This is a genomic window from Aquimarina ulvae (genome assembly GCF_053613295.3).
The window spans coordinates 695,439-719,000 of the sequence record NZ_JBSIBP030000002.1 but is presented as its reverse complement, the minus strand read 5'-3'; the positions used below and the strand labels follow the sequence as shown (position 1 = coordinate 719,000).

Genomic DNA, 23,562 nt, shown 5'->3' with positions numbered 1-23,562 from the left:
GAAAACAGACACTAATAGGAAATCAGAAATAAATGGAACTATTAATTCTGATAAGGAAGCTACTCAAATTAATTAATTCAATTTTTTAGATAATTTGTATATTTAGATAATCATCTATTATCTGGATTATTTCTATGAAAGATTTTATTACAATCGCAACCTTTACCTATCCAAACGATTATGCAATATTACGACTTCTTTTGGAAAGAGAAGGTATTTCTTATTTTTTTGAGAATGAGACTATGATTGGGGTCTTTCCTTTTTACTCAAATGCTCTGGGAGGAATCAACCTGAAAGTTCACCGAAAGGATCTTATAAGAGCCCAACAAATCATAGATGATCTAAATGCTAATTCACATCTAAGAATTATATAATCGCACGCTAATAGTTTTCAACATTTATTATAAATATCATTTTTCTTTTTCTAAATTTTAAAAATAAAATGATGATTATGATGTAGTGTTGATAGCGGTATAACTTAAGTAAATTTTATTTGTTTATTAACTTAGGTTGACTTTTTAGATATATATGAACAAGATATTAATAGTGTAAATACTTGAAAATCTTATATAAGATAAATTTAGTTAACAGTTGTTCATAGTTTATAAACACATATTTTTATTAATAGTTTTACGGTAAAACCATAGTTGATAACAAGTGTTAAATTTTTTAAAACTTATCTAAAGAAACTCATTAAAAAATTTTGATTTTTAAGTAATAGTTGAGTATGGAAATTATAATTAATAACTCCAAAAAAAGTTACTCAATTTTAAGAACTATTTATCGACATCCAATGTTAACAGAAGGTAAGGTGTTATTAACATTAAATTTACTTTAGTTAATTTATAATTTTTTTGAAGTCTACCTTTTCTTATTAAAGTATCTTTGTGATTAGCAAATAAATAGAATATTTAACTAATACAAAAATTAGAAAGTTGTGAAAATAGCTATTGGAAATGATCACGCAGGAACCGAATACAAATTTGGAATAATAAGTTACTTAAAATCTGAAGGTATATCGGTAGTAAATTATGGTACTGATGAAAATAGTAGTGTAGATTATCCAGACTTTGTTCATCCGGTAGCAAATGAGGTAGATACCCAAGTTGTTGATTTTGGAATTTTGATTTGCGGTAGTGGAAATGGTGTTTCTATGACCGCAAATAAATATAAAAACGTAAGAGCTGGATTATGTTGGACAAAAGAAATAACTGAATTGACAAGACAACATAATAACGCAAACATCATTTGTATTCCCGCAAGGTTTACTTCTTTACCTCAAGCTATTGAGATGGTTAAAATTTTTATAAATACAAAATTTGAGGGTGGAAGACATCAAAACAGGGTAAATAAGATTTCTATGTGTTAAGCAAAAAGAGAGATGGTAAAAAGTCACGCTCATAACCACCACCCTTCACATTCGCATCCAAAATTAAGAGGACGTAATTTATTAATTTCTATTCTATTAAATATTGTAATTACCGTTGCACAGGTTATAGGTGGATTGGTTTCAGGAAGCCTTTCGTTATTATCTGACGCTCTTCATAATTTTAGCGATGTGCTTTCATTAATAGTTAGTTTTTTTGCAAACAGACTTGCAAAAAAAGAAGCGTCTATTCAAAGAACTTTTGGATTTAAGCGGGCAGAAATAATGGCTGCTTTTGTAAATTCGGCTACTTTGATTGTCGTTGCAGTTTTTTTAATTATTGAAGCAATAGAACGTTTACAAAATCCACAAGAAATTACAACTCAGACAGTAATAATATTATCTTCTGTAGCTATTGTAGGTAATGGTATAAGTGTTTTACTACTAAAAAAAGATAGTAAAGTAAACATGAATATGAGGTCTGCATATTTGCATCTTATTACCGATATGATGGCGTCTATTGCAGTTTTATTGGGCGGTATATTAATGAAGTTTTATAAAATGTTTTGGATAGATAGTGTACTGACATTTATCATTGCTTTTTATTTGGTTTTTGTTGGATATGATTTATTAAAATCATCATTTAAAATATTAATGTTATTCACTCCTGAAAATATTGCTGTAAAAGAGATTGTAAGCGTTGTAAATAATTTGCAAGAAGTCAAGAGTATCCATCACATTCATGTATGGCAACTTAATGAAGAGGAAACCCATTTAGAAGCACATATTGATTTTAATGATGATATCCCAGTGTCTAGATTTGGAGAAATACTTCAGGTTGTCGAAGAGATATTATATGAAAGGTTTGGTATAAATCATGTTACTTTGCAACCGGAGTATAACAAAAATGATAGTAAAGATATTATTGTGCAAGACTAATATATGGATATTGAATTTAAGATTAAGTGTTTTAATGAATTAGAGTTAATAGAGCTATATAAAATTTTACGCCTACGAGCAGAAGTGTTTGTAGTAGAACAGGATTGTATTTTTCAGGATATAGACGATAAGGATCAAAAAGCATTACATGTAATAGGACATAAAAATAACGAAATCGTAGCGTATACAAGAATATTTAATACGGGTGATTATTTTAAAAAAGCAAGCATTGGCAGGGTAGTAGTATCAAAAGATCAAAGAAAATATGGTTATGGACACGATTTGATAACAAAAAGTGTTGAAGCAATAAAAGATCATTTTGGAACAGATCAGATCAAAATATCAGCTCAATGTTATTTAAAAAGATTCTACGAAAAACATAATTTTAAGCAAACAGGAGATGAATATTTAGAAGATGGTATTCCACATATTTCAATGATTAGAATATAAAAAAACCAGCACTTAGCTGGTTTTAATACTATATCAAGTTTTACGTTATTTTAAAATCTTTTCGTACTTAGTTTTATTTCCTAAGACTTCTTTACTCTTCGCTATTTCTGGATTATGTTCTATATAATAATCATAAAGCCCTTCTCTATAAGCATAACGTTTTACGATTTCATCTGTAAGCAAATTTGCTATTTCTGTTTTATATGTATCCAATCCCTTTTCTTTTGATGTTTTGATAGATGCTAGTAATGCATTGTAACTTTCAGAAATATCTTTATCCAGTTTATCTCTTTTGGCTACTTCTAATGATTTTTTAAGAGATTTTTCAGTTGCAGTTTCGTAATCAAAACCACTTTGTCTTACGAAGTTTTTAAAATCCTCATAATCGTTATTCGTTAACTTAAAATTAGAAATATCATCAATTTCGTGCGAATAATAATATTTTGTTCCGTAATCAAATATTGCATCTGACTGAAGAAGTGAGGTTGTAATATTACTAAATTTTGATGTTTCTAGTTCTATATCGGGCTGAATACCACCACCATCATACACAGTTCTTCCATTTTTTGTTTTAAAAGCTTTAAAATCTCTTTCGTTTATACGAACTGCCTTATTATTTTCGTCACGATTCCAATAATCCAAAGCCTGAATACATCGTCCACTAGGTGTGTAATAGCGCGATATGGTTATTTTTAATTGTGTCCCGTAAGTTAACTTCTTTGGTCTTTGCACTAATCCTTTGCCAAAACTTCTAGCACCGATAACGACACCGCGATCCAAATCCTGAATACTTCCGGCAACGATCTCGCTAGCCGAAGCGCTTCGGCCGTTTACCAATACGACTAATGGTATTTCTATATCAATAGGAGTTTTTTTCGTCGAGTATTCTTTATTATATTTTTTTACCACGGATTTTGTGGTGGTAATTAACTCTCCCTTCGGAACAAATATGTTGGTTACGTTTATGGCTTCACTTAGTAAACCTCCTGGATTTCCCCTAAGATCTAAAATAATTTTATCTGCGCCTTTGGTTTTTAGGTCTTTTAAGGCAACAATGGTTTCTGAAGATGCTTTATTATTAAATTTTGATAGTACAATATATCCTGTGTTATCATCTAATAAAGTAAAAAATGGAACAGCTTTTACTTCTATTTCTTCTCTAGTCAACGTAGTGGTTTTTGTTTGGTTTTGCCTTTTGTAAGTGATTTCTACTTCGGTTCCACTAGCCCCTTTAAGAAGTTCTCCTGCGTCTTCTTCAAAATCTGATACTACTACATTTCCAATCTGAATAATTTCGTCTCCAGCTTTCAAACCAGCCTTATCTGCTGGATAATCTTTATAAGGTTCTATAATAATAATTTTGTCTTTAACTGTCTTAACAGAAGCTCCAATACCTGTGTATTCTCCTGCATTTCTAATTTTAGAAGCTTCTACATCTTGTTCGTTCCAATATTTTGTATAAGGATCTAAATCATCTAACATGGCCTTGATTGCAGTGTCCATAAGTTCTGCAGGATTTGTCTCATCCACATAGTTCATGTTTAACTCTTTAAACATGGTCGTAAAAATTTCAATTTGTTTGGCAATTTCGAAAAAATCTGATTTAAAACTTACTGTTGATAACAGTACAATAACTGCAAAGGCAGGATAAAGGATTTTCTTTTTCATACGTTTTATCTTTTTCATATTCATCAACAACTAGCACCCTAAGATTAAGGTCTTTTAATTTCTTTGGTTATAAACTTTTGTATTATTTCTTTTATTTTTGCTTCGCTTAATTTATAATCAGGCATTTCTTTTCCTGTGAATAAAAACATAAAATCAAAGTGATAAGTAGTGTTGTTAACCACAAGATACTTATTTTTTCTATAACATTCACGCAACAAACGTTTTATACGATTTCTATCTACGGCTTTTTTAAAGTTACGTTTACTTACTGATACTGCTACGCGAATTGAACCATCTTTTTCTAATGTTGATTTTCGGTAGATTAGGCGTATTGGATGTTTGGCAATAGACTTTCCTTCAGAAAAAAGAAGCTCGATTTCCTTTTTCTTTTTTAATTTTTCTTCTTTACCAAAAGTAGCGCTCATATTTGCATAAAAGTAGTGATAAGATTTGAAAAGAATATTTCTAAAAGATAAAAACCGTTATTAGAATTTCCAATAACGGTTTTAAATCATAAACTTGAAGGTTCACTATTTTTTGTTAAAAATAATTGCTTTTTTGGTTGAAGCAGAACTTAACTCTAAAATATAATTTCCTTGTGATAAGTTACTTACATTAACTTGTTTGTTGCCATTAAGAACACCTTGTTTTAATTGTTTTCCATCTATACTATAGATATTATAATCAAGATCACCCACTACAAAAGAGTCTTCAACAACAACGTTAATAATATCAATTGCAGGAATCGGCCAAGCCACAAAACTAGATTCTATAGTGTTAAATTCTTCTACGGAAAGGGTAGCTTCTATAGTGGCTTCGTACATTCCATTACCGTGAGTCCCTACTAAAAGTTTAGTATTAGAAGGTTTATATACTAAATCACTTACTACAGCAAAACCAATCTGATTGGGAGCTTCTATTTCCCAATTTTCATTAACTGGATTTAGAGAGCTATATAATCCTCTAGCTGTACCTACAAAATATCTTGTTTCATTATCTACTTCTGTAATAGCAGCAGATCGTATAGAGAATGCATCTAAGTTTCTTTCCGCTATAGTCCAAGTAGGAGAATTAGAAGTAGCATTTGTAGTTATATAAATATTTGTAATACCATAGTTGGAATAGGTTACCATAACGATATCTCTATTTGTTGGGTGAATCGCGATTCCGGATACAGTTCCGTCAATCCTACCCGGAGGAGTTATTTCTATGGCAGAAGATACTGCTGTAGCATTTTGTGGATCATCCAACCTAAATAAAGAACCTTGGTTTCCACCAATTAGTAAGTAGCTCGTTGAGGTTTCATAAGCACCCCAAGATGCACTCATATGCCTAATTTCTTCTCCAAATAATAAGCTACCTAGATTTGTCCAGGTAGAAGAGGTAACAGCACTGGATTCATTGGTTCTATATAATATATTTCTTCCAGCGTAATATAATGCATTATTATTGCTTTCGTCTAAGTAAAAATAGGTAACAAATCTACTATTAGATCCATCAGGAGTAATTTCTCCACCGTTAGGACAATCTCTAAAAATCGGTCCATTTTGAAAACCTAAAAAGAAAGGCACACAAGAATCGTCTCTGGATATAGCTACTGCAACACCATCTCCTCCTGCTTGTGTAGACATCGTGGTAAGGTCAGGACTAGTTGCAAACCCACCAGCTGTTGTTCCGTTATCTTGTGCTCCACCAATTACAATGTTAGAACTAGCTTCAGGATCCGTTGCTACATGATAATATTGATATGTTTGATAATTATTATTTAAGCTGGTCCACGCAATCACTGATGTAGTAGGATCTGTTTTATGGATACCTCCATCAGTTCCACTAAACAATATATTAGGATTATTTGGATCAAATTCTAGCGAATGAATATCTGGGTGATGCTGATCTCCGTCGATACCTAAGTCATATAAAGCATAACTTTGATTATTTCTGTAGCCACCGATTCTAGTAAAAGTTGGATCCGTTGTAATATCTTCTATTTTGTAAGCATTAGTTCCCCCAATTAACACGAAGTTTTCATTATCTGGTTTTACGCTTACTACAAGATCGTAACCTCCTTGTACTGCGATAGGGTCATTACCAGATAAGTCTCCTCCAGGCTCATCAGGCATTTTTATTGTTCTGTTTATCCAAGCATCGGAGCTATCATTCCATTGCCATAATCCCGCTTCAAAAACCCCTGTATTAGTAGTAAAAAAAGCATATAAAATATTTTCGTTTGAGGGCGCTACAGCGATTACCATTCTTCCACTGGCTTCAAAACCAGGAGAAGTGTTAGAGCCAATTCTTGTGTACGCGTCAGTTCCGTTATCCGATCGCCATACACCTCCAGTAGCAGAAGAAGCGCCGGAAAATGCAGCATATACAATACCTGTACTTGTAATTGCTAAATCAGAAAAGAAGTTTCCACCAGAATCCAGCTCAACAGTCCAAGTATTGCCATCAAATCTTCTAATGGCACCTCCTGCTCCTGCGTAAAGGTCTCCAGTAATAGGGTGGACAGCTATTTTGTACATGAAATCAAATGGAGAATCATTTTGCTCCTGCGTAGAGGCTGTACTCGGTAACTGACTCCAAGTTAAACCACTATCTGTAGATTGCCATATTCCTTGACCTAAAAAAGTAGCCCCAGCAGCAGAGGCCGAGTTACCTTGACTTTCACCGGTTCCATAATACCAAACATTTTCAAAACCAGTCCTTGGGTCTTGAGCTATGGTAGTTACATTATGAATTTCATCATTAGCAGAAACTTTGGTCCAACTTGCTCCACCATCCGTAGTTCTAAACACTCCACTACTTACACCTCCTGCAATTATAGTATTGCTGGTAGCGTCACTTCTATCAATTACTAAAGAACGTGTTCTACCACCTAAATTCGAAGGTCCTCTGGAGATATAAGTTGCGTTGCTAGCGGACTTAGAATTTTTTTTCTGAATCATTAGATCAGTAGACTGAATTATTTCTTTTTGTTTTTCTTCTACTGGAATTTTTCCTGTTTTCGGATTTACCTGAAGATTGAATTCGTGTTTCCATCTTTCTTCAGCAAAGCGACGACGATCCTCAAGTGTCTTTCCCTTCTTCTTTTCTTCCTTTTTTAAAGGAACAAATTCTTTCTTAGATTGATTTTTGTTAGTTTCTTTATTATCAACACAAGAAACAAAAACAAAAATAACAACCAAAGAAATGGATACTAGTAATTTTATCTTTTTCATATATAAAGGTTTAATTAAGCTTACTTTTTTTTAGATTCTGAATAATTCTTTTAGTAAGAATATATCATAATATTATATGTATTAATATAAGGATATAACAAATTACTCGTTGAAAACCCTAAAAAATTTGTAATAATATATTTTTGTTGCGAAAATAAACACTTTTTTCTCAAAGTAGAAAAGATCTTGTAAATTAACAATTAAGAAGTTAGCTTGGTATCAAAAAAAACCAGAAAAAATTTTTTCTGGTTTTTGGATTGTTATATAAGAGAACAAGATATTATTGAGAGAAACTATTATTAGCACTATTTACGTCTGCCATTTTGTTATATTTATCAATCTGGATAGATTTTATTTTTGATTTTGGGTTAGAGATATCCAAGGTATATGTAGGATGAGTCCAAGGCCAATCGGATAAAATCGTTCTATTAATCTCAGGAAAAGGATTTTCTTTTTCTTTTCTCATCATTCGTAGCGGAATGTAAAAAGATTCTTGAGTACCATCAGTATATTCAATATATAAGTCTATGGGCATAGGCATCAACCCTATACGCTCTATTAAGATTGACGTTTTCTTTCCGTTTTCTTTCACTTCTTTAATACTATAATCAATTGTGTTGGTGGTTTGAGTCCAATCTGTCAAATACCAGTCGAGTTGCATTCCGGATACTTTTTCTGCTACACGTTTGAAGTCATTAGGAGTAGGGTGCTTAAATTTCCATTCATCAAAATACTTTTGAATAGTTTTTGACAAGTTATCTTCTCCTATAATATATCCAAGTTGCGCCATAAAAACAGCTCCTTTAGCATATGCAGAGGCTCCATAAGCTCCATTTCTGCTATATCGATCCGCGTGAGTAGATTGAGGTTGTTCGATTCCAGAAGTTGCCAATTGAAGATATCCCTGATACATTCCTGCTAAAGGGTTGGATTTGTTTTGTTCCATCACTTCATCCATGGCCAATGTCGAAATATAACTGGTAAAACCTTCATCCATCCACTCGTGTTTAGCCTCATTAGTAGCCAATATATGTTGAAACCAAGCATGTGCCATTTCGTGTGCTGTTACTCCTACAAGGCTTCCAAAATTTCTTCCGCCAGTAATTAACGTACACATGGCATACTCCATTCCACCATCTCCTCCTTGTATAATAGAGTACTGGTCATATGGGTATTTTCCGATAGCAGAACTAAAATACTTCATTAGTTCGACAGACTTAGGCTGTAGCTTTTTCCAATTTTCTATGTATTCTTCTTTATTTTTATATAAAAAATGAAGCGTTGGTCCATCAGGAACCCGAACGACATCGTGCAAATATTCGGGGTCAGCAGCCCAGGTAAAATCGTGTACATTAGGTGCTATAAAATGCCACGAAAGTTTTTTACCTTTTTGATTAACTTTTGTACCGGGCTTTTCATATCCATATCCTATTTCCTGTGGATTTTGAAGGTATCCTGATCCACCAAGAATATATGTTTTATCAATGTTTATTGTTACATCAAAATTACCCCAGACACCGTGAAATTCGCGAGCAATATATGGATCAGCATGCCAACCTTCAAAATCATATTCGGCTATTTTTGGATACCATTGGGTCATAGACAAGGCTACATCTTCTTTACTATTGCGTCCAGAACGACGAATTTGATTAGGGACTTGTCCTTCAAAATCCATGGAAAACGTAACTTTTTCACCTGGTGCAATTGGGGTGTTCAATGTCACCTCTAAAACAGTACCAGCTACTTCATACTGCACGATTTCTCCATTTTTTTTAAAAGAAGAAACCTTTAAGTATCCTATTTCTTCAGGAGTAAGTTTACTTATTCGATCCATTACTCTTGGATCAGGATCAGCGATATTTCTAGAACGAACATCCATTTCACTACCTGGTTGAAATGCGTTAAAATATAAATGATAAAAAACCTGAAATAACGAATCGGGAGAATTGTTTGTGTATACTAATTCTTGTTTTCCTGTGTATTGAAAATTTTTAACATTCATATCCACGCTCATTTTATAATCAACGTGTTGTTGCCAGTAATTTGTATTATTTTGTGCCGAAACACCTAGAACGGATAGTAAGAACCCAAAAGAGATTATTTTAAACATCATATTCATTTCTTTTATTTAGATAATTTATCGGCTAAAATGAAGGCGTTATATAGATTTACCATTTTACCAGATTTAGATAATTCAGTAAATTTATTAGATATAGTGCCGTCTCCACCAACCACAACTGAAGTACTAGTACGTAAACCACTATCCATTAACAACTGTTTTACTTGTGAGGCTTTTAATTTAGGGTAATAAGATCGAATAATAGCAGCAACACCAGCAACTGCAGGAGCAGCCATAGATGTTCCCTGAAGATACTCATAGGAATTTGAAGGGGTAGTAGCCCATATTTTTACACCAGGAGCAAAAACATCTACATTTCTTTTTCCATAATTAGAAAAATTGGCAACAAGATTTGCGCCGTATTCATAGTTTAAAGCACCAATAGTAATGAAATTGTCAGAAATTTCAGAAGAATTATCTGTTTGATCATTAGGGTATACTGCTTTTTGATCTAAATCAATTCCTTCATTTCCTGCAGCATTTACAATTAACACATCTTTTTCTCCGGCATATTTTATGGCTTCTTGTACCCATTCTGGATGTGTAGAATAATATTTACCAAAACTAGTATTGATCACTTTAGCTCCATTATCTACTGCATATCGAATAGCCAATGCAATGTCTTTATCATATTCATCACCATTAGGAACAGCTCTAATTGCCATTATTTCTACATTTTTAGCAACACCATTAACTCCTTTTCCATTATTTCGCTCCGCCGCAATAATTCCTGCTACGTGAGTTCCGTGTTTAATTCCTTCTTTTTCGGGATTAGGTCCCATTACATTATTGTTTCCATAATTGGTATCCGTAAGATCGTCTACATTATCTCCAACTTTTGATCTTCCATCAAAATCAAGATTAAGATGATAGTTTAATTGTTCTGTATAATGATTAACACCTTCTTTTACATTTTTTAGTAAATCTGGGATAGTTTCGTCTTTTTCTAAAAACCCAAACATTTGAGAAAGAACAGCCACATACTGCTGCATTTCAGGCGTTTCCGCTTTTACAGAAAGTAATTCTTGTTGAGAATAATCTTCTTTTCCTACTGCATCGGAAACCTTTTTGTGTGAGATTTGAACTTGTTGCAATATTTGTTCATATCTGTTTTTATTACCTAAAGCTTCTTGATATTCTTTTTCATATTCTGCCTTTGCTTCAATATATGTTTGATATTCATTTTTATCAGTAGGATCTATTGAAGCAATATTTTTACCTTCATATTTTGCCTTTAGTTTTTTTACAATTCTGGTGTATTCCAGGTTTTCATTTTCAGAATCACCTAGAAAATTCCATCCATGGATATCATCGACATATCCATTTTGATCATCGTCTTTTCCATTGTTCTTGATTTCTTTAGTATTGGTCCAAATAACTTCATCCAGATCTTCGTGTTCTATATCCACACCGCTATCAATAACACCAACAATAACAGTCTGTCCTTTTTTTGTTTTGATTAAATCAGTATAGGCTCGATTAACACTCATTCCTGGAATTGTATCCGTTGTTAAATCAGCAGCATTCCAATTTTTTAGTTGAGCTTCAGTTAGTAAAACATTTTTAAGTGGAATTGTATCAATATTTTCTATTGGAGTAGAAACTATCGTGGGCGCTCCACAACTACTCAACAGAATTGATGAGGTAATTGAAGCGATAAGTAATTTATTAGACTTGGGAATCATAGCATTCTTAATTAAATATTTCATTGCAAGTAAAAGTTTCTTTGTATCGTACACCTTTCTCAGTTTGTTGTACCGTTATAATTTCATTATGTGCATCGTGTTCCATAAACAAATACCAATTATTTATAGCAGCATTTTCTAAAAACAATTTTTTTTCTGGTAAAGTTAAAAGAGGTCTCGTGTCATACCCCATGACATAAGGTAAGGGAATATGGCCAGCAGTAGGCAATAGATCTGCCATAAACACGATCGTTTTTTCTTTATATTTTATATGAGGGATCATTTGTTTTTCTGTGTGACCGTCCACAAAAAGTACGCCAAACCCTAATTCGGAACTTTTTAGGTAAGGTTCTCCAGCTCTTGTAATAAAGTTAAGATGACCACTTTCCTGAATGGGTAGAATATTTTCTTTTAAGAAAGATGCTTTTTCTCTTGGATTTGGTTCAGTAGCCCATTTCCAATGGTTTTCATTACTCCAAACCTTTGCTTCTTTGAATGCAAGTTCATATCCAGTTTTGTTTTGATTCCATTGGACAACACCGCCACAATGATCAAAATGTAAATGGGTAACAAAAACATCAGTAATATCATCTTTATGAAAGCCTTTTTCTTTTAGAGATTTATCTAAATTATCATCTCCCCAAAGGGAGTAATACCCAAAGAACTTATCTGATTGTTTGTTTCCCATTCCTGTATCAATAAGAATTAATCTGTCTCCATCCTCTATCAACAGGCATCGAGCTGCAATATCAATCAGGTTATTAGCATCTGCAGGATTTGTTTTATTCCATAATACTTTTGGAACGACACCAAACATGGCCCCACCATCAAGTTTAAAGTTTCCTGCTTTTACCGCGTGTAATTTCATGTGTTAATAATATTATTTTAGATGTCACATGGAACTCTCCAAGTAATTATTTTTGACGCATATCAAAAGTTTTCTATTGGTTCGTTTCATAAATAGGTATAAAAATCTTTGCAAAATAGAAAAAATGAGAAGGATCAGGATTTCTTTTGTAGACTTTTTAACAATATTTCATCATATTTGATTTGAGAGATCATTTTCTCTAATCGTATTCCATAATCCAGTAATGCCTTAATTTCTTTAACACTGGCAACACGTTCTTTTCTCATTAACAATAATGTTTGACCATTAGATTCTATATGATAATAAGGATTGCTTTCAAAAAACAATACCAATTTATCAGTAAAAAATAATTTAATTTGTTCAACGTCTTCTCCTAACAGAAAAAAACGTTTAGAAAAATCAGGATGTTCTTCAATCCAAATATCTTTAAATCCAGCAATTTTATATATAAATTCGACAAAACCTTCACGGTCCAAGGTAAATACGGGAATTTTATTTTTAAGATGGATGGTTAAAATAGTAGTTCGAATATCTTTTCTGGCGATAAATTCACCTTCAGAAAATTCGACATCCAAAATTTCAACAGAAGAATCATTGTTAAATATGTTATTATAAACATGCCTTACTTTTTTAATTTTGAAAAACAGAAAATCATTTAAAAAAGTAACATCTGGTTGTTTTTTTGGACTATAACTCCAAGAGAAATCATCTGCTATTTTTTGTAAGTCTTCTTGTCTTTTGGTAAGATTAACTCCAATTTTAAATTTTTTGGAAAAAGAGACAAGACTTCTTACTGCTAGCGGATGTTGTGAAGCTGTACCGTGCTTATCAAGACCTGTAATTTCAAAAGACCCTCCTTTTCTCAGAAAGGTTTCCTGATAAACAAAAAGACTTTCTTGAACCGTATAATCAACAAAGTCGCAATAAGAAAAATCTACTACTACATTGTTATCTTCAGGAATTGAATCTAAGTTTCTTTTTAGTTTATAATAGTTAAGAAAATTAGAAAAATTCTTTACACTTACAAAATAAGTTCCGTTAACCTCTTCTTTAAACATTAGGACATTGGGCTTAAACAGGTTTCTGGCAAAAAGCATCACGCTTTTATTAAGGATGAAATGAATAATCAAAGTAGTTAGAATTCCAATAAAAATACCGCTAATTAAATTTGTAGTAATTGTACCCAAAATAGTGGCAGAAAAAATGATAAACTGTTCTTTACCAATTTTTGCTGCATCTTTTAGGTTTCTTGGTGCAGCAAGCTTATATCCTGTAAACACTAAAATTGCTGCCAATGCGGTAAGCGGAATTCTACTTAACTGATCCTGAAACAATACAACAAATAATATTAAGAATATAGAATGAAAAAAGTTGGCAGATTTATTGCTTCCCCCGTTATTTACATTTACAGAACTTCTGGCAATCACTGTTACAACATTTAAGCCGCCCAAAAATCCGCTTACAATAGAAGCAATACCTAATGCGGTGAGATCTTTGTTTGCATTAGACCTTCTTTTCTCTGGATCAAGTTTGTCTACAGCTTTAATACTTAATAGAGATTCAATACTGGAAATTAACGTAATGGCTATGACAACCCCAATAAATTTAAGTTGAAATACAGCTGAAAAATCTGGTGAAGGAAAACTAGAAAATACTTTATCTGGAATTTGGACAAGAAGTGAATCGTGAATAGGATATGTTTCGGAGGAAAAAAACTCATAGTAATAACTTAAACCAATTACTAACAAAACAATCCACATAGGTGCGGGAATTAACTGAAGGTATTTGTTGCGAATTTTTCCATAAAAAATCATAATCAGCAAACTAATTATACCGACAGAAGCGGCAATGACGAGATGATAATATGCTGGAGAAAACAACTGAACAATACTGTTTGGAATATCTAAAAGAAGAGAAATGGTATCCCCTTTTACACCCGTATTTGCCAGCATTACGTGAAATTGTTTTGCAAAAATACTAATACCAATGGCTGCTAACATTCCTTGAATCGCGGAAGAAGGAAAAAAATCGCTCAATATTCCTAAGCGAAACAATCCAATAAGGATCATTAAAACACCAGCGCAAATGATTGCCGCAAGTGTACAAAGATACCCTTGATACACATCTCCATTGGCTAGCGTGGTTATAGCTCCTAATAATACCACCACCAATCCATTACCAGGACCAGCTATAGTAACATTAGAACCACCAAAAACAGATACAATAATCCCTCCTACAATTGCTGCAATTACTCCAGATATCGGGGGTGCTTCTGACGCTAACGCTAGCCCAAGTCCAAGAGGTAGTGCAATTAACGAAACCACAAAACCAGAAAAAATATTTTTTGGTAAGCTGGATAAAAACCCAGATGCACCAGTTTTAATGCTTTTCATTTATCTAATAATTAACACATCAGTTGGCAGTTCTGCTAAAATATGTTCCAAGTCGTGAGGAAAAATTCGATCTAAGAATGTTGTTTTTTCAGGAGCATTCATGATGAGTAAGTCGGCGGCTTTAACACGAGCATAGTGACCAATAGAATATCCTCTTTTTCCAAATATAGGTTGGGTTTTTATATGGATGCCATATTTAAAACCTTGAGGAACTTCATCAAGAATATCCCGAACCCTAAGTTGCTCTTTTTTTGTAATTTGTTCTTTTCTTTTGGTTGCTTTTAGCAGTGATTTATCATCTTCTACTACTACTTGTACTTCTTGCTCAGAAATTTCTTCCACAATAGTAAGTTGCTGAGCTCCAAGATTTTGAGCAACTTCAAAGGCCGCTAAAATAGTTTGTTTTGTTTTTTCGTCCTTTAATCCATTGACGACTATATGATGACAAGGTCTAAGGTCTTCTGTGGGTTTTACAAGAAGTAAAACAGAACAATGGGCGTTTCGCGTAATTTTTCTAGCGATGGAGCCTATGTAAAACCTTAAAAAGCCTTCTCTAGGTGTTGCTCCGAGCATAAGTAAATCTGCATTGTTTTCTTTGGCTGTTTTTATAATAACATTTACTGGATTTCCTTCTCGCCAGATGATTTTTACTTTTTCTGTATCCTCAGAAAAGCCTGATATTAACTCGTCAATAACCCTTTTTTTTTCTTTTGTTTGTGCCCCAACGTGTACAAGAATCAAATTAGAATCAAAGAAGTCTACCACTCTCATGGCTTCATATACATTGTTCTTCAGATTGGGAGAAAAAGCTACTCCAATGAGTATGGTTTTAAATTTATGATCTAAAGGTCCGTTCAATATAATTTGGTCTAAAATAAATAGGAGCAGAATATAATGTTAATTATTGAAAGTATAAAATGGACAAATAGATATATATTAATAAAAAAATTCCGATATTTTGCTGCTCTTAGACAATTACATAAATAATATGGTAGAATTAGCAGGTATTATAATTTTAGGAATTTTAGCTCAATGGGTAGCCTGGAAGTTTAAGATCCCAGCAATTTTGCCTCTTATTCTAATAGGACTCTTAGTGGGGCCTATAGCCACTTTATATACAGTAGACGGGACCAAATTAATTCAACCGATATATAATGGAGAAGAAGGGTTGTTTCCAGGAGAGAGTCTGTTTTATTTTGTTTCTCTGGCGATCAGTGTTATTTTGTTTGAAGGAGGTTTGACATTAAGAAAGGAAGAAATTCTTAATGTGGGTCCGGTAATTCTAAAGTTAATCACGGTGGCAGTGTTGGTTACATTTTTTGGAGCTGGCTTTGCTGCGCATTTTATTTTTGGTCTTAGTTGGCCGATTTCATTTTTATTCTCTTCACTCATTATTGTGACGGGACCCACAGTGATTACACCAATTCTAAGAAATATACCATTAAAAAAAGACATTTCTGCAGTACTAAAATGGGAAGGAATTCTTATTGACCCAATAGGCGCTTTAGTAGCTGTTTTAGTTTTTGAATTTATTAGTGTTGGAGAGGAACAGGCTTTTACCAAAACAGCTTTTATAGAATTTGGTAAAATAGTTTTATTTGGTTTTACTTTTGGTTTTGCTTTTGCTCATGCGTTGGCTTTTGCTATTAAGAAAAAAATAATCCCTCATTATTTACTCAACGTTTTTACATTAGCAACCGTCTTAGGCGTATTTGTACTTTCAGATGTTTTTGCACATGAATCAGGCTTACTATCGGTGGTAGTAATGGGAATGGTATTAGGCAACACTAAACTACCCAATATTGATGAGTTATTGTATTTTAAAGAGTCGCTAAGTGTCCTTTTAATATCCATATTATTTATTCTCTTAGCTGCTAATATCAATATTTCAGAATTAGAGTTGATTTACAATTGGAATTCATTGTTATTATTTGCGGCAGTAGTATTTCTTATTAGACCTTTAGGAGTATTTATTAGCTCGTACAAGTCCGGGTTAACGTTGGCAGAAAAATCATTCATTAGTTGGGTTGGTCCAAGAGGTATTGTAGCGGCGGGAATTGCATCCTTATTTGGTTTAAAACTTGCTAAGAACGGAGAACCGGGTGCAGAATATATTACTCCACTTGTATTTATGATTGTTTTGGGGACTGTACTCCTTAATGCTACTACCGCTAGGTTTTTTGCTAAGACGGTAGGAGTTTTTTTAACGAGATCAGAAGGAATATTAATTGTTGGTGCTTCAAAAATTTCTAGATTAATTGCTACTTACTTAAAAGAAAACAATCGCCATGTTGTTCTTATTGATAGTAATAAAAATAATATAAAGATCGCCAAAAATCTAGGATTAGAAGGGTTAGTAGGAAACATTTATAATGAAAAAATAAAAGATAATATAGAATTAAATGATGTTGGTTTTTTAATGGCACTTACAGGTAATAGTGATATTAACAAGTACGCAATTAATAAATTTAGAGATCAGTTTGGAGAAAATGGTTCTTTTAGATTAGTGAGCATAGAAGAAATGAATGATCCAAAAAACAATCCACACGAAGGATTATTTTCTCATACAGATGGATTTAATAAATTGATTGATCTTGCAGAGAAATATCCAGTGATCAATGAAATTAAAGTAAATAATAAAGAGCATTACATATCATTGATTAAGATCACCAAAAAGGATCAGGAAATAGTGCCACTATTTATCAAAGACCCCGAAAAAGGAATCAGAATAATATCCGCTTTTAGTGAAAAAGTTGAGAATATTAAAGAGGATAGTGTGCTGGCTTATTTGGGCAAACCAATTGATGTGGAAGAAGTAAGTTAAATACGACAAAAACACCCTTTTGCTCGTTAAACAACACAAAATTAACAAAACTTTTTGTTAATCATAAACTAATCGTCTATATTGGTCTTCTGAAAAATTTTAATTTAAAACCCAAATTATGAAAAAACTTATCTTTGTTGCCGTCTTCGCTATGACTTTTGGATTTACTTCTTGTGGAGAGGACGATGTTATTGATTTTGCGTGTGATACTGTTAGAGATGAATTAAGAGAAAGTGTACAAGTTTTTATTGATGATTATAATGCAGACGCTACTGTTTCAAATTGTGAAGCAGCTAGAGATGCCATAGAATCGTACAAAAGCAATGAGTGTGGAGACAGTGCTTTTGATTCTATATTAGCGGATCTTGATTGTTCTTCTGCAGGATAATAACTTGTCCTACTTAAAATAAATACAATTAAAAAGTGATCAATTCGATCACTTTTTTTGTTAATTTGCTTCTTTAATAAGATAAACATATACTGGAAAATGGTCACTATATCCTCCGGTATAAGCACCATTAGCAAAGCTCCGGTAAGGATACCCCTTATACCGGCCACGCGGATTAGCCAGATAGTTTTTATTATAAACACCAGCTTTATAATATTTGTATGAACTATAATCTTTATTAAGTAAAGCCTTAGAGACTATTATTTGATCAAAAAGATTCCAGCTATCTCTCCAGGCAAGAGAACCAATTCCTTTTTTGGACATATTATACATGGGATTATACAACCCTTTCAACTTAACATCTTTTTTCTCTGGTTTTGCTCCTAAGACTTTTTTTACACTATCATTATCGGGATCATCATTAAGGTCTCCCATTGTAATTATCTTGGCGTAGGGATCAATAGCAAACAGAGAATCTATGATTTTCTTATTTAAAGCCGCCGCCTTTTCTCGTTTATGACGACTGCGAGCTTCGCCACCACTTCTTGATGGCCAGTGATTTACGATTACATGAATCAAATCACCATCAAGGTAACCACTAACTAATAATTGATCTCTAGTGTAGACGCGTTTTTCGGTATCACCATTATTATATATTAATAACTCGTGAACACTTGTATTTACAGGTCTAAACAATGATTTTTGATATAATAGGGCAACATCGATACCTCTACGGTCAGGAGAATCAAATTGCACAATACCGTAATCTTTTGGTAAGAGAGCAGGTTCATTAGCAAGATCCTCTAGCACTTTTCTGTTTTCTATCTCTGCAACCCCAAGAAGTGCAGGGGCATTTTTTGTCACATCAGCGCCGATTTCAGCAATAACCTTCGCCATATTTTTTAATTTGTCCTTATATATTTCTTCTGTCCAATGGTCTTTTCCGTTTGGTGTGCGATCATCATCATAGGTAACAGGGTCATTCTCAGTATCAAAAAGATTTTCGAGGTTGTAGAATGCGACCGTATTGACTTTATATGTTTTCTTTTCTTGCGAAAAAACAATAAGAATAGGGCTTAACATAAAAGCTATAGCAAGTAAATATTTTGAGTTCATTATATAATTGATTATTAACTTATTGTAAATTGTATTCCAAACTTTGGGCCAAAATTAGCTTTTCTATTTAAAACATGTACTTTTGCGCCGCAGAAATGTTAATTATTTAACTAAAACAACAATTAATGAAAGTGTCACAACTCAAAAAGAATCTATTCTTTTTAATGATTTTTTTAAGTTCTGTTGCTACGTCTTATGCTCAGCAAACAGGATTAAAGGGTAAAATTGTTGACGCATCTACCAATGAAAATTTACCACAAGTATTAATTACGATCGAGGGAACCAGAGTTTCTGCGACAACAAATGCTTTGGGAGAATTTGATTTTGGAGGTGTACAACTACCATTAGGAGAACAAATTGCAGTAATGTCTAAAGAAGGATACATTACCAAACGTTTTCCTGTTATTATTAATGAAGGAAGTATTTTAGATCTAAAAACAATAGATCTAGATTATGACGTAAATCAGGAGCAGATCCAGATAGGAACGATCAGCCTTACAGACAATGAGCTTGATGATGGCGATGATGATGCCTCAGCGAATGTATCTGGTCTATTACAAGCATCAAGAGACGTATTTCTTAGTGCAGCAGCATTTGATTTTAGTGCTACATTTTTTCGACCAAGAGGTCTTGGAAATGAGAATGCAAAAGTTTTGATTAACGGAATTGAAATGAACAAACTCAATGATGGAAGACCTCAATGGGGTAATTGGGGAGGCTTGAATGATGTACAACGCAACCAAGAGTTTTCTATCGGAATTTCGGCAAACGATTATACTTTTGGAGACCTAGCGGGATCAACTAACATTATTATGAGAGCTTCTCAATATCGTCAAGGAGGACGATTATCATATGCCGCTTCAAACAGAAGTTATACTGGCAGGATAATGGGTAGTTATAGCTCTGGTTTAATGAGTAATGGATGGGCCTATACGGTTTCATTAGCCCGTAGAATGGGTGAAGAAGGATATATTGATGGAACTTTATACGATGCTAATTCAATTTTTGCAGCTGTAGAAAAGAAAATCAATGATAAGCATAGTGTAAATATTACTAGTTTTTATACACCAAACAGAAGAGGAAGATCTACCGCTATCACAGAGGAAGCCTTTAACCTAAAAGGAAGACAATATAATCCTAACTGGGGATATTTTGACGGAGAAAAGAAAAACTCCAGAATCCGTAAGATTGAAGAGCCAGTTTTTATGCTAAATCACTACTGGAACATCACAGATAAAACTACGTTAAATACGAATGTAGGATATCAAACAGGTAAAATAGGAAACAGTCGTATAGATAATGGTGGTACTGAATTAGTTAATTTTAACGGACAAGAATCATATCAAGGTGGTGGAGCCAGTAGAGATACAAATCCAATACACCCAAGTTATTTACCTAGTTCTTTTTTGGACAACCCTAATCCTACACCTCTGGATTATCAAAATGCATTTTTAGCGCAACAAGAGTTTATAAGAGATGGTCAATTAAATTGGGATCAATTAATTCAAACCAACCAACTAAATGCTCAACAAGGTATTAATGCTACGTATATTTTGTATGAAGATAGGATTGATGATACACAATGGAGCTTTAATTCAATTCTAAACAGTCAGGTATCAGATAATATTACAATAAATGGTGTCGTTAATTACAGAACCTTAAAAAGTGAAAACTTTGCTGAGGTAACAGATTTATTAGGAGGTAGCGGTTTTTTAGATGTGGATCTATTTGGAGCACAACAAGATAATGACGTTCCAGAAGGAGAAAGGCTAACGGCAGAGCAGTTGGCAGACAGAGCACAAAGTGATTTGCGTAACCGAAACAGAGTTGTAGGTGTTGGTGATCGTTATGATTACAATTATGAAATTGATGCGGATGTAATAAGTGGATTTGCTCAGGCACAGTTCAAATATAACAGGGTAGATTTCTTTGTAGGAGCGAATGTTTCGCAAACAACCTACCAAAGAACAGGTTTGTTCGAAAACGGATATTTTCCTGGAGAAGGGCGTCTAGGTTCGTTTGGCAAAAGTGACAAATTAGAATTTACCAATTATGGAGCTAAAGGTGGATTTACTTATAAAATAAACGGGCGTAACTTAATTGATGTTCACGGTACATACTTTACCAAAGCTCCGACAATCCGTAATTCTTTTGCAAATTCTAGGCAAAATAACAGAACGATTGCTCAGTTAATAGAGGCAGAACCAACAATCGCTGGATCTCAAGAAAGCGAAAAAGTTCAATCCGTTGATGCTAGCTATATTATAAGGTCTCCAAAATTAAAAGCAAGACTAACCGGATACTATACCAAAATTGAAGATGCTACAGAATTATCGTTCTTTTTTACACAAGCAATTTCGGGATCTGATGTTGGGTTTGTTCAGGAAATTCTAACAGGAGTAGATAAACAACACTTAGGAGCAGAATTAGGTATTGAATATCAGATTACGCCTACTATCAAACTAAAAGGTGCTGCTGCTATCGGTCAATTTACCTACGCTAATAATCCCGATTTGTTTGTAGCAAGTACAAGTAGTGACTTTTTAGAAGAGGCTACCGGAGATTTAGATCGGGTTAAATACTTTGGCAAATCTTCCTTGAAAGATTATCGTATTGCAGGAGGGCCACAAAATACTGCACAATTAGGATTTGAGTATAGAGACCCAAATTTCTGGTGGTTTGGTACTACAGCGAATTACTTCTCTAATGCGTATATTGATGTAAGTCCTTTTGCAAGATCATCAAACTTTGGTGAGGACGCAGATGGATTGCCATTTAATGATTATGATGAAAATATTGCCAGAGAATTATTAAGACAAGAACAGTTTGATGATTATATATTAGTAAATGCAGTAGGAGGTAAGTCCTGGAGAGTTAAAGATTATTACATTGGATTCTTTGCTACAATAAACAACATTTTTGACAAGCAATATAGAACCGGTGGATTTGAACAAGCCAGAAACGCAAATTACCGATTAGCGCTAGAAGAATCACAAAGAGAAACCCCTGTTTTTGGTCCAAGGTATTTTTATGGATTTGGTACTTCATACTACCTTAATGTATACGTAAGATTTTAATGATGAACACAACAAAAAAAAAGTATAAAATGAATTCAATTAATTTAAAAAAACTAATAAACGTTTTGGTTTTGGCAGTAACGGTTACTGCATGTGTACAAGACGATGATTTTAAAACTCCGGCACTGGTTATTGAAGAGCCTACTTTTTCTCAGGATAGCCAATTTTTACAAGTTGGAAATGTCCTTGATAATTTGGCTCAGGCACAAAATGGCGATGACGAAGTAACGGTAACTTTTGAAGTAGAAAATCAGTTTTTAGAAGGTTATGTGGTATCCACTGATAAAGCGGGTAACTTTTTTGAAGAATTAGTGATACAGGACAAACCAGAAAATCCAACAGCAGGAATTAGGATTCTTATTGATGTAAACCCATTATTTACCACTTACGAGTTTGGAAGAAAAGTATATATAAAATTAGAAGGATTATCTGTAGGTACAGAAAACGGAGTTCCTACTTTAGGAGTGCTTGCTACAGATGAAGTAGATCAGATCCCTTCATTTTCTCAGGAAGATATCATTATACGATCGTCTGAAGTTGCTACCATCACTCCGTTAGAAATTACTTTCGAGGATTTTTCTGATGAGTTAACCAATTTATTTGTTAAGATTAACAATGTACAGTTTAATAGAAATGATGTACTTAGTCAAAACCCATTAACTTTTGCCGGAGAGCCAAGTGATGATTTTGATGGAGAAAGAAATTTAGAAAGTTGTGATAGTGGTGCAACAGCTATTTTAAGCACCAGTACCTTTGCTGATTTTAAATCATTATTATTACCCACACAGCAAGGAAGTTTTGAAGGTGTGTTAACCAAAAACTTTTTTGGAGATACTTTTAATTTAGTATTGAATGATGTAACCGGTTTGGCATTTGACAATGAAAACCGTTGTGATCCTAATGTATTCGAATGTGACGGAACTAGTGGAGGAGCAAATGTATTATTCGAACAAGATTTTACAGGATTAAGTATCAGTGACCTAGAAAACGCCGGATGGTTAAATGTAAACACTACTGGCGGAAGCCTAGAATATGTTATTGGAAGTTTTAGCGGAGATCAGTATGCGCAGATTTCTGGATTTAATTCTGGAGAAAACCCGTTCGAGGTTTGGTTAGTAACTCCAGAGATTGATTTAACAGCTTCTACAGCAGAAGAATTATCTTTTGATATTCAGGCCAACTTTGATAATGGTAATATTTTAACACCTTTTATTACAGATAATTTTACAGGTGATATAACCACTACAGAGTGGACACAGTTGGATATCACCATTCCAACTGGACCAGATGACACATTTGGAAGTTTTGAAGCTGTGGGACCGGTAAATATTTCTTGTATTGAGGGTAATGTACGTATTGCATTCCGTTATGCAGGAGCTGATCCAGGACCAACTACACGATATCACATAGATAATATAGAGATTTCAGGAAATTAAAGATTTTTGTAC

The 23,562-nt window shown here is 33.4% G+C and carries 17 protein-coding genes; 8 read left to right on the top strand and 9 right to left on the bottom strand.

Annotated elements, in window-relative coordinates; genetic code table 11:
* Nucleotides 1-134: 134 nt before the first annotated feature.
* From ACWGOQ_RS06735 to ACWGOQ_RS06720, 4 genes are all read left to right on the top strand, one after another.
* Complete coding sequence (locus tag ACWGOQ_RS06735) at nt 135-374, top strand: DUF2007 domain-containing protein (RefSeq protein WP_452055895.1); 240 nt, start codon at nt 135-137, stop codon at nt 372-374.
* A gap of 563 nt (nt 375-937) precedes the next feature.
* The gene (gene rpiB / locus ACWGOQ_RS06730; protein WP_452055896.1) at nt 938-1,369 is read left to right on the top strand and encodes a ribose 5-phosphate isomerase B; all 432 of its coding nucleotides are present in this window, start codon (nt 938-940) and stop codon (nt 1,367-1,369) included.
* Nucleotides 1,370-1,381: 12 nt separating this feature from the next.
* A complete protein-coding gene (locus ACWGOQ_RS06725) occupies nt 1,382-2,305 on the top strand; it encodes a cation diffusion facilitator family transporter (RefSeq protein WP_452055897.1) in 924 nt (307 codons plus the stop codon).
* 3 nt (nt 2,306-2,308) lie between these two features.
* Nucleotides 2,309-2,755: a GNAT family N-acetyltransferase gene (locus ACWGOQ_RS06720; protein ID WP_452055898.1), complete on the top strand. Its 447-nt coding sequence runs from the start codon at nt 2,309-2,311 to the stop codon at nt 2,753-2,755.
* Nucleotides 2,756-2,800: 45 nt separating this feature from the next.
* Here ACWGOQ_RS06720 and ACWGOQ_RS06715 read toward each other — a convergent pair whose 3' ends face one another.
* From ACWGOQ_RS06715 to ACWGOQ_RS06680, 8 genes are all read right to left on the bottom strand, one after another.
* Nucleotides 2,801-4,423 (bottom strand): S41 family peptidase, encoded by a 1,623-nt coding sequence (locus tag ACWGOQ_RS06715; protein WP_452055899.1) that lies wholly within the window; start codon nt 4,421-4,423, stop codon nt 2,801-2,803.
* A gap of 44 nt (nt 4,424-4,467) precedes the next feature.
* On the bottom strand, nt 4,468-4,848 hold the full coding sequence (gene rnpA, locus ACWGOQ_RS06710; RefSeq protein WP_452055900.1) for a ribonuclease P protein component: 381 nt from the start codon (nt 4,846-4,848) through the stop codon (nt 4,468-4,470).
* 105 nt (nt 4,849-4,953) lie between these two features.
* Complete coding sequence (locus tag ACWGOQ_RS06705) at nt 4,954-7,644, bottom strand: T9SS type A sorting domain-containing protein (RefSeq protein WP_452055901.1); 2,691 nt, start codon at nt 7,642-7,644, stop codon at nt 4,954-4,956.
* A 280-nt stretch (nt 7,645-7,924) separates the two neighbouring features.
* Nucleotides 7,925-9,754, bottom strand: a complete 1,830-nt coding sequence (locus ACWGOQ_RS06700) for a M1 family metallopeptidase (RefSeq protein ID WP_452056475.1) — start codon at nt 9,752-9,754, stop codon at nt 7,925-7,927.
* A 14-nt stretch (nt 9,755-9,768) separates the two neighbouring features.
* The gene (locus tag ACWGOQ_RS06695) at nt 9,769-11,472 is read right to left on the bottom strand and encodes a S8 family peptidase (RefSeq protein WP_452055902.1); all 1,704 of its coding nucleotides are present in this window, start codon (nt 11,470-11,472) and stop codon (nt 9,769-9,771) included.
* On the bottom strand, nt 11,456-12,316 hold the full coding sequence (locus tag ACWGOQ_RS06690; RefSeq protein ID WP_452055903.1) for an MBL fold metallo-hydrolase: 861 nt from the start codon (nt 12,314-12,316) through the stop codon (nt 11,456-11,458). Before ACWGOQ_RS06690 ends, ACWGOQ_RS06695 begins: the two co-directional genes overlap by 17 nt.
* A gap of 134 nt (nt 12,317-12,450) precedes the next feature.
* The gene (locus ACWGOQ_RS06685) at nt 12,451-14,709 is read right to left on the bottom strand and encodes a SulP family inorganic anion transporter (RefSeq protein WP_452055904.1); all 2,259 of its coding nucleotides are present in this window, start codon (nt 14,707-14,709) and stop codon (nt 12,451-12,453) included.
* Nucleotides 14,710-15,567, bottom strand: coding sequence for a universal stress protein (locus ACWGOQ_RS06680; protein ID WP_452055905.1), 858 nt, complete (start codon nt 15,565-15,567; stop codon nt 14,710-14,712).
* 130 nt (nt 15,568-15,697) lie between these two features.
* Between ACWGOQ_RS06680 and ACWGOQ_RS06675 the strand changes: the two genes are divergently transcribed.
* Together ACWGOQ_RS06675 and ACWGOQ_RS06670 are read left to right on the top strand one after the other, a co-directional pair.
* Nucleotides 15,698-17,533: a cation:proton antiporter gene (locus ACWGOQ_RS06675; RefSeq protein WP_452056476.1), complete on the top strand. Its 1,836-nt coding sequence runs from the start codon at nt 15,698-15,700 to the stop codon at nt 17,531-17,533.
* Between the two features lie 118 nt (nt 17,534-17,651).
* Nucleotides 17,652-17,921 (top strand): hypothetical protein, encoded by a 270-nt coding sequence (locus ACWGOQ_RS06670; protein ID WP_452055906.1) that lies wholly within the window; start codon nt 17,652-17,654, stop codon nt 17,919-17,921.
* A 60-nt stretch (nt 17,922-17,981) separates the two neighbouring features.
* On the opposite strand, the gene ACWGOQ_RS06665 is transcribed toward ACWGOQ_RS06670, so the two are convergent.
* Complete coding sequence (locus tag ACWGOQ_RS06665; protein ID WP_452055907.1) at nt 17,982-19,037, bottom strand: endonuclease/exonuclease/phosphatase family protein; 1,056 nt, start codon at nt 19,035-19,037, stop codon at nt 17,982-17,984.
* A 125-nt stretch (nt 19,038-19,162) separates the two neighbouring features.
* Here ACWGOQ_RS06665 and ACWGOQ_RS06660 point away from each other — a divergent pair, with 125 nt between their 5' ends.
* Entirely contained in the window at nt 19,163-22,114 is a 2,952-nt protein-coding gene (locus ACWGOQ_RS06660) for a carboxypeptidase-like regulatory domain-containing protein (RefSeq protein ID WP_452055908.1), read from the top strand.
* A gap of 29 nt (nt 22,115-22,143) precedes the next feature.
* Complete coding sequence (locus ACWGOQ_RS06655; protein WP_452055909.1) at nt 22,144-23,550, top strand: DUF5689 domain-containing protein; 1,407 nt, start codon at nt 22,144-22,146, stop codon at nt 23,548-23,550.
* Nucleotides 23,551-23,562: the final 12 nt, after the last annotated feature.

Excerpts from the sequence above, each read along its gene's own strand:
- ACWGOQ_RS06735 (WP_452055895.1), top strand. The coding sequence starts at position 135 with ATGAAAGATTTTATTACAATCGCAACCTTTACCTATCCAAACGATTAT.
- ACWGOQ_RS06725 (WP_452055897.1), top strand. The coding sequence starts at position 1,382 with ATGGTAAAAAGTCACGCTCATAACCACCACCCTTCACATTCGCATCCA.
- ACWGOQ_RS06720 (WP_452055898.1), top strand. The coding sequence starts at position 2,309 with ATGGATATTGAATTTAAGATTAAGTGTTTTAATGAATTAGAGTTAATA.
- ACWGOQ_RS06715 (WP_452055899.1), bottom strand. The coding sequence starts at position 4,423 with ATGAAAAAGAAAATCCTTTATCCTGCCTTTGCAGTTATTGTACTGTTA.
- rnpA (WP_452055900.1), bottom strand. The coding sequence starts at position 4,848 with ATGAGCGCTACTTTTGGTAAAGAAGAAAAATTAAAAAAGAAAAAGGAA.
- ACWGOQ_RS06705 (WP_452055901.1), bottom strand. The coding sequence starts at position 7,644 with ATGAAAAAGATAAAATTACTAGTATCCATTTCTTTGGTTGTTATTTTT.
- ACWGOQ_RS06700 (WP_452056475.1), bottom strand. The coding sequence starts at position 9,754 with ATGTTTAAAATAATCTCTTTTGGGTTCTTACTATCCGTTCTAGGTGTT.
- ACWGOQ_RS06695 (WP_452055902.1), bottom strand. The coding sequence starts at position 11,472 with ATGAAATATTTAATTAAGAATGCTATGATTCCCAAGTCTAATAAATTA.
- ACWGOQ_RS06690 (WP_452055903.1), bottom strand. The coding sequence starts at position 12,316 with ATGAAATTACACGCGGTAAAAGCAGGAAACTTTAAACTTGATGGTGGG.
- ACWGOQ_RS06685 (WP_452055904.1), bottom strand. The coding sequence starts at position 14,709 with ATGAAAAGCATTAAAACTGGTGCATCTGGGTTTTTATCCAGCTTACCA.
- ACWGOQ_RS06675 (WP_452056476.1), top strand. The coding sequence starts at position 15,698 with ATGGTAGAATTAGCAGGTATTATAATTTTAGGAATTTTAGCTCAATGG.
- ACWGOQ_RS06670 (WP_452055906.1), top strand. The coding sequence starts at position 17,652 with ATGAAAAAACTTATCTTTGTTGCCGTCTTCGCTATGACTTTTGGATTT.
- ACWGOQ_RS06665 (WP_452055907.1), bottom strand. The coding sequence starts at position 19,037 with ATGAACTCAAAATATTTACTTGCTATAGCTTTTATGTTAAGCCCTATT.
- ACWGOQ_RS06660 (WP_452055908.1), top strand. The coding sequence starts at position 19,163 with ATGAAAGTGTCACAACTCAAAAAGAATCTATTCTTTTTAATGATTTTT.
- ACWGOQ_RS06655 (WP_452055909.1), top strand. The coding sequence starts at position 22,144 with ATGAATTCAATTAATTTAAAAAAACTAATAAACGTTTTGGTTTTGGCA.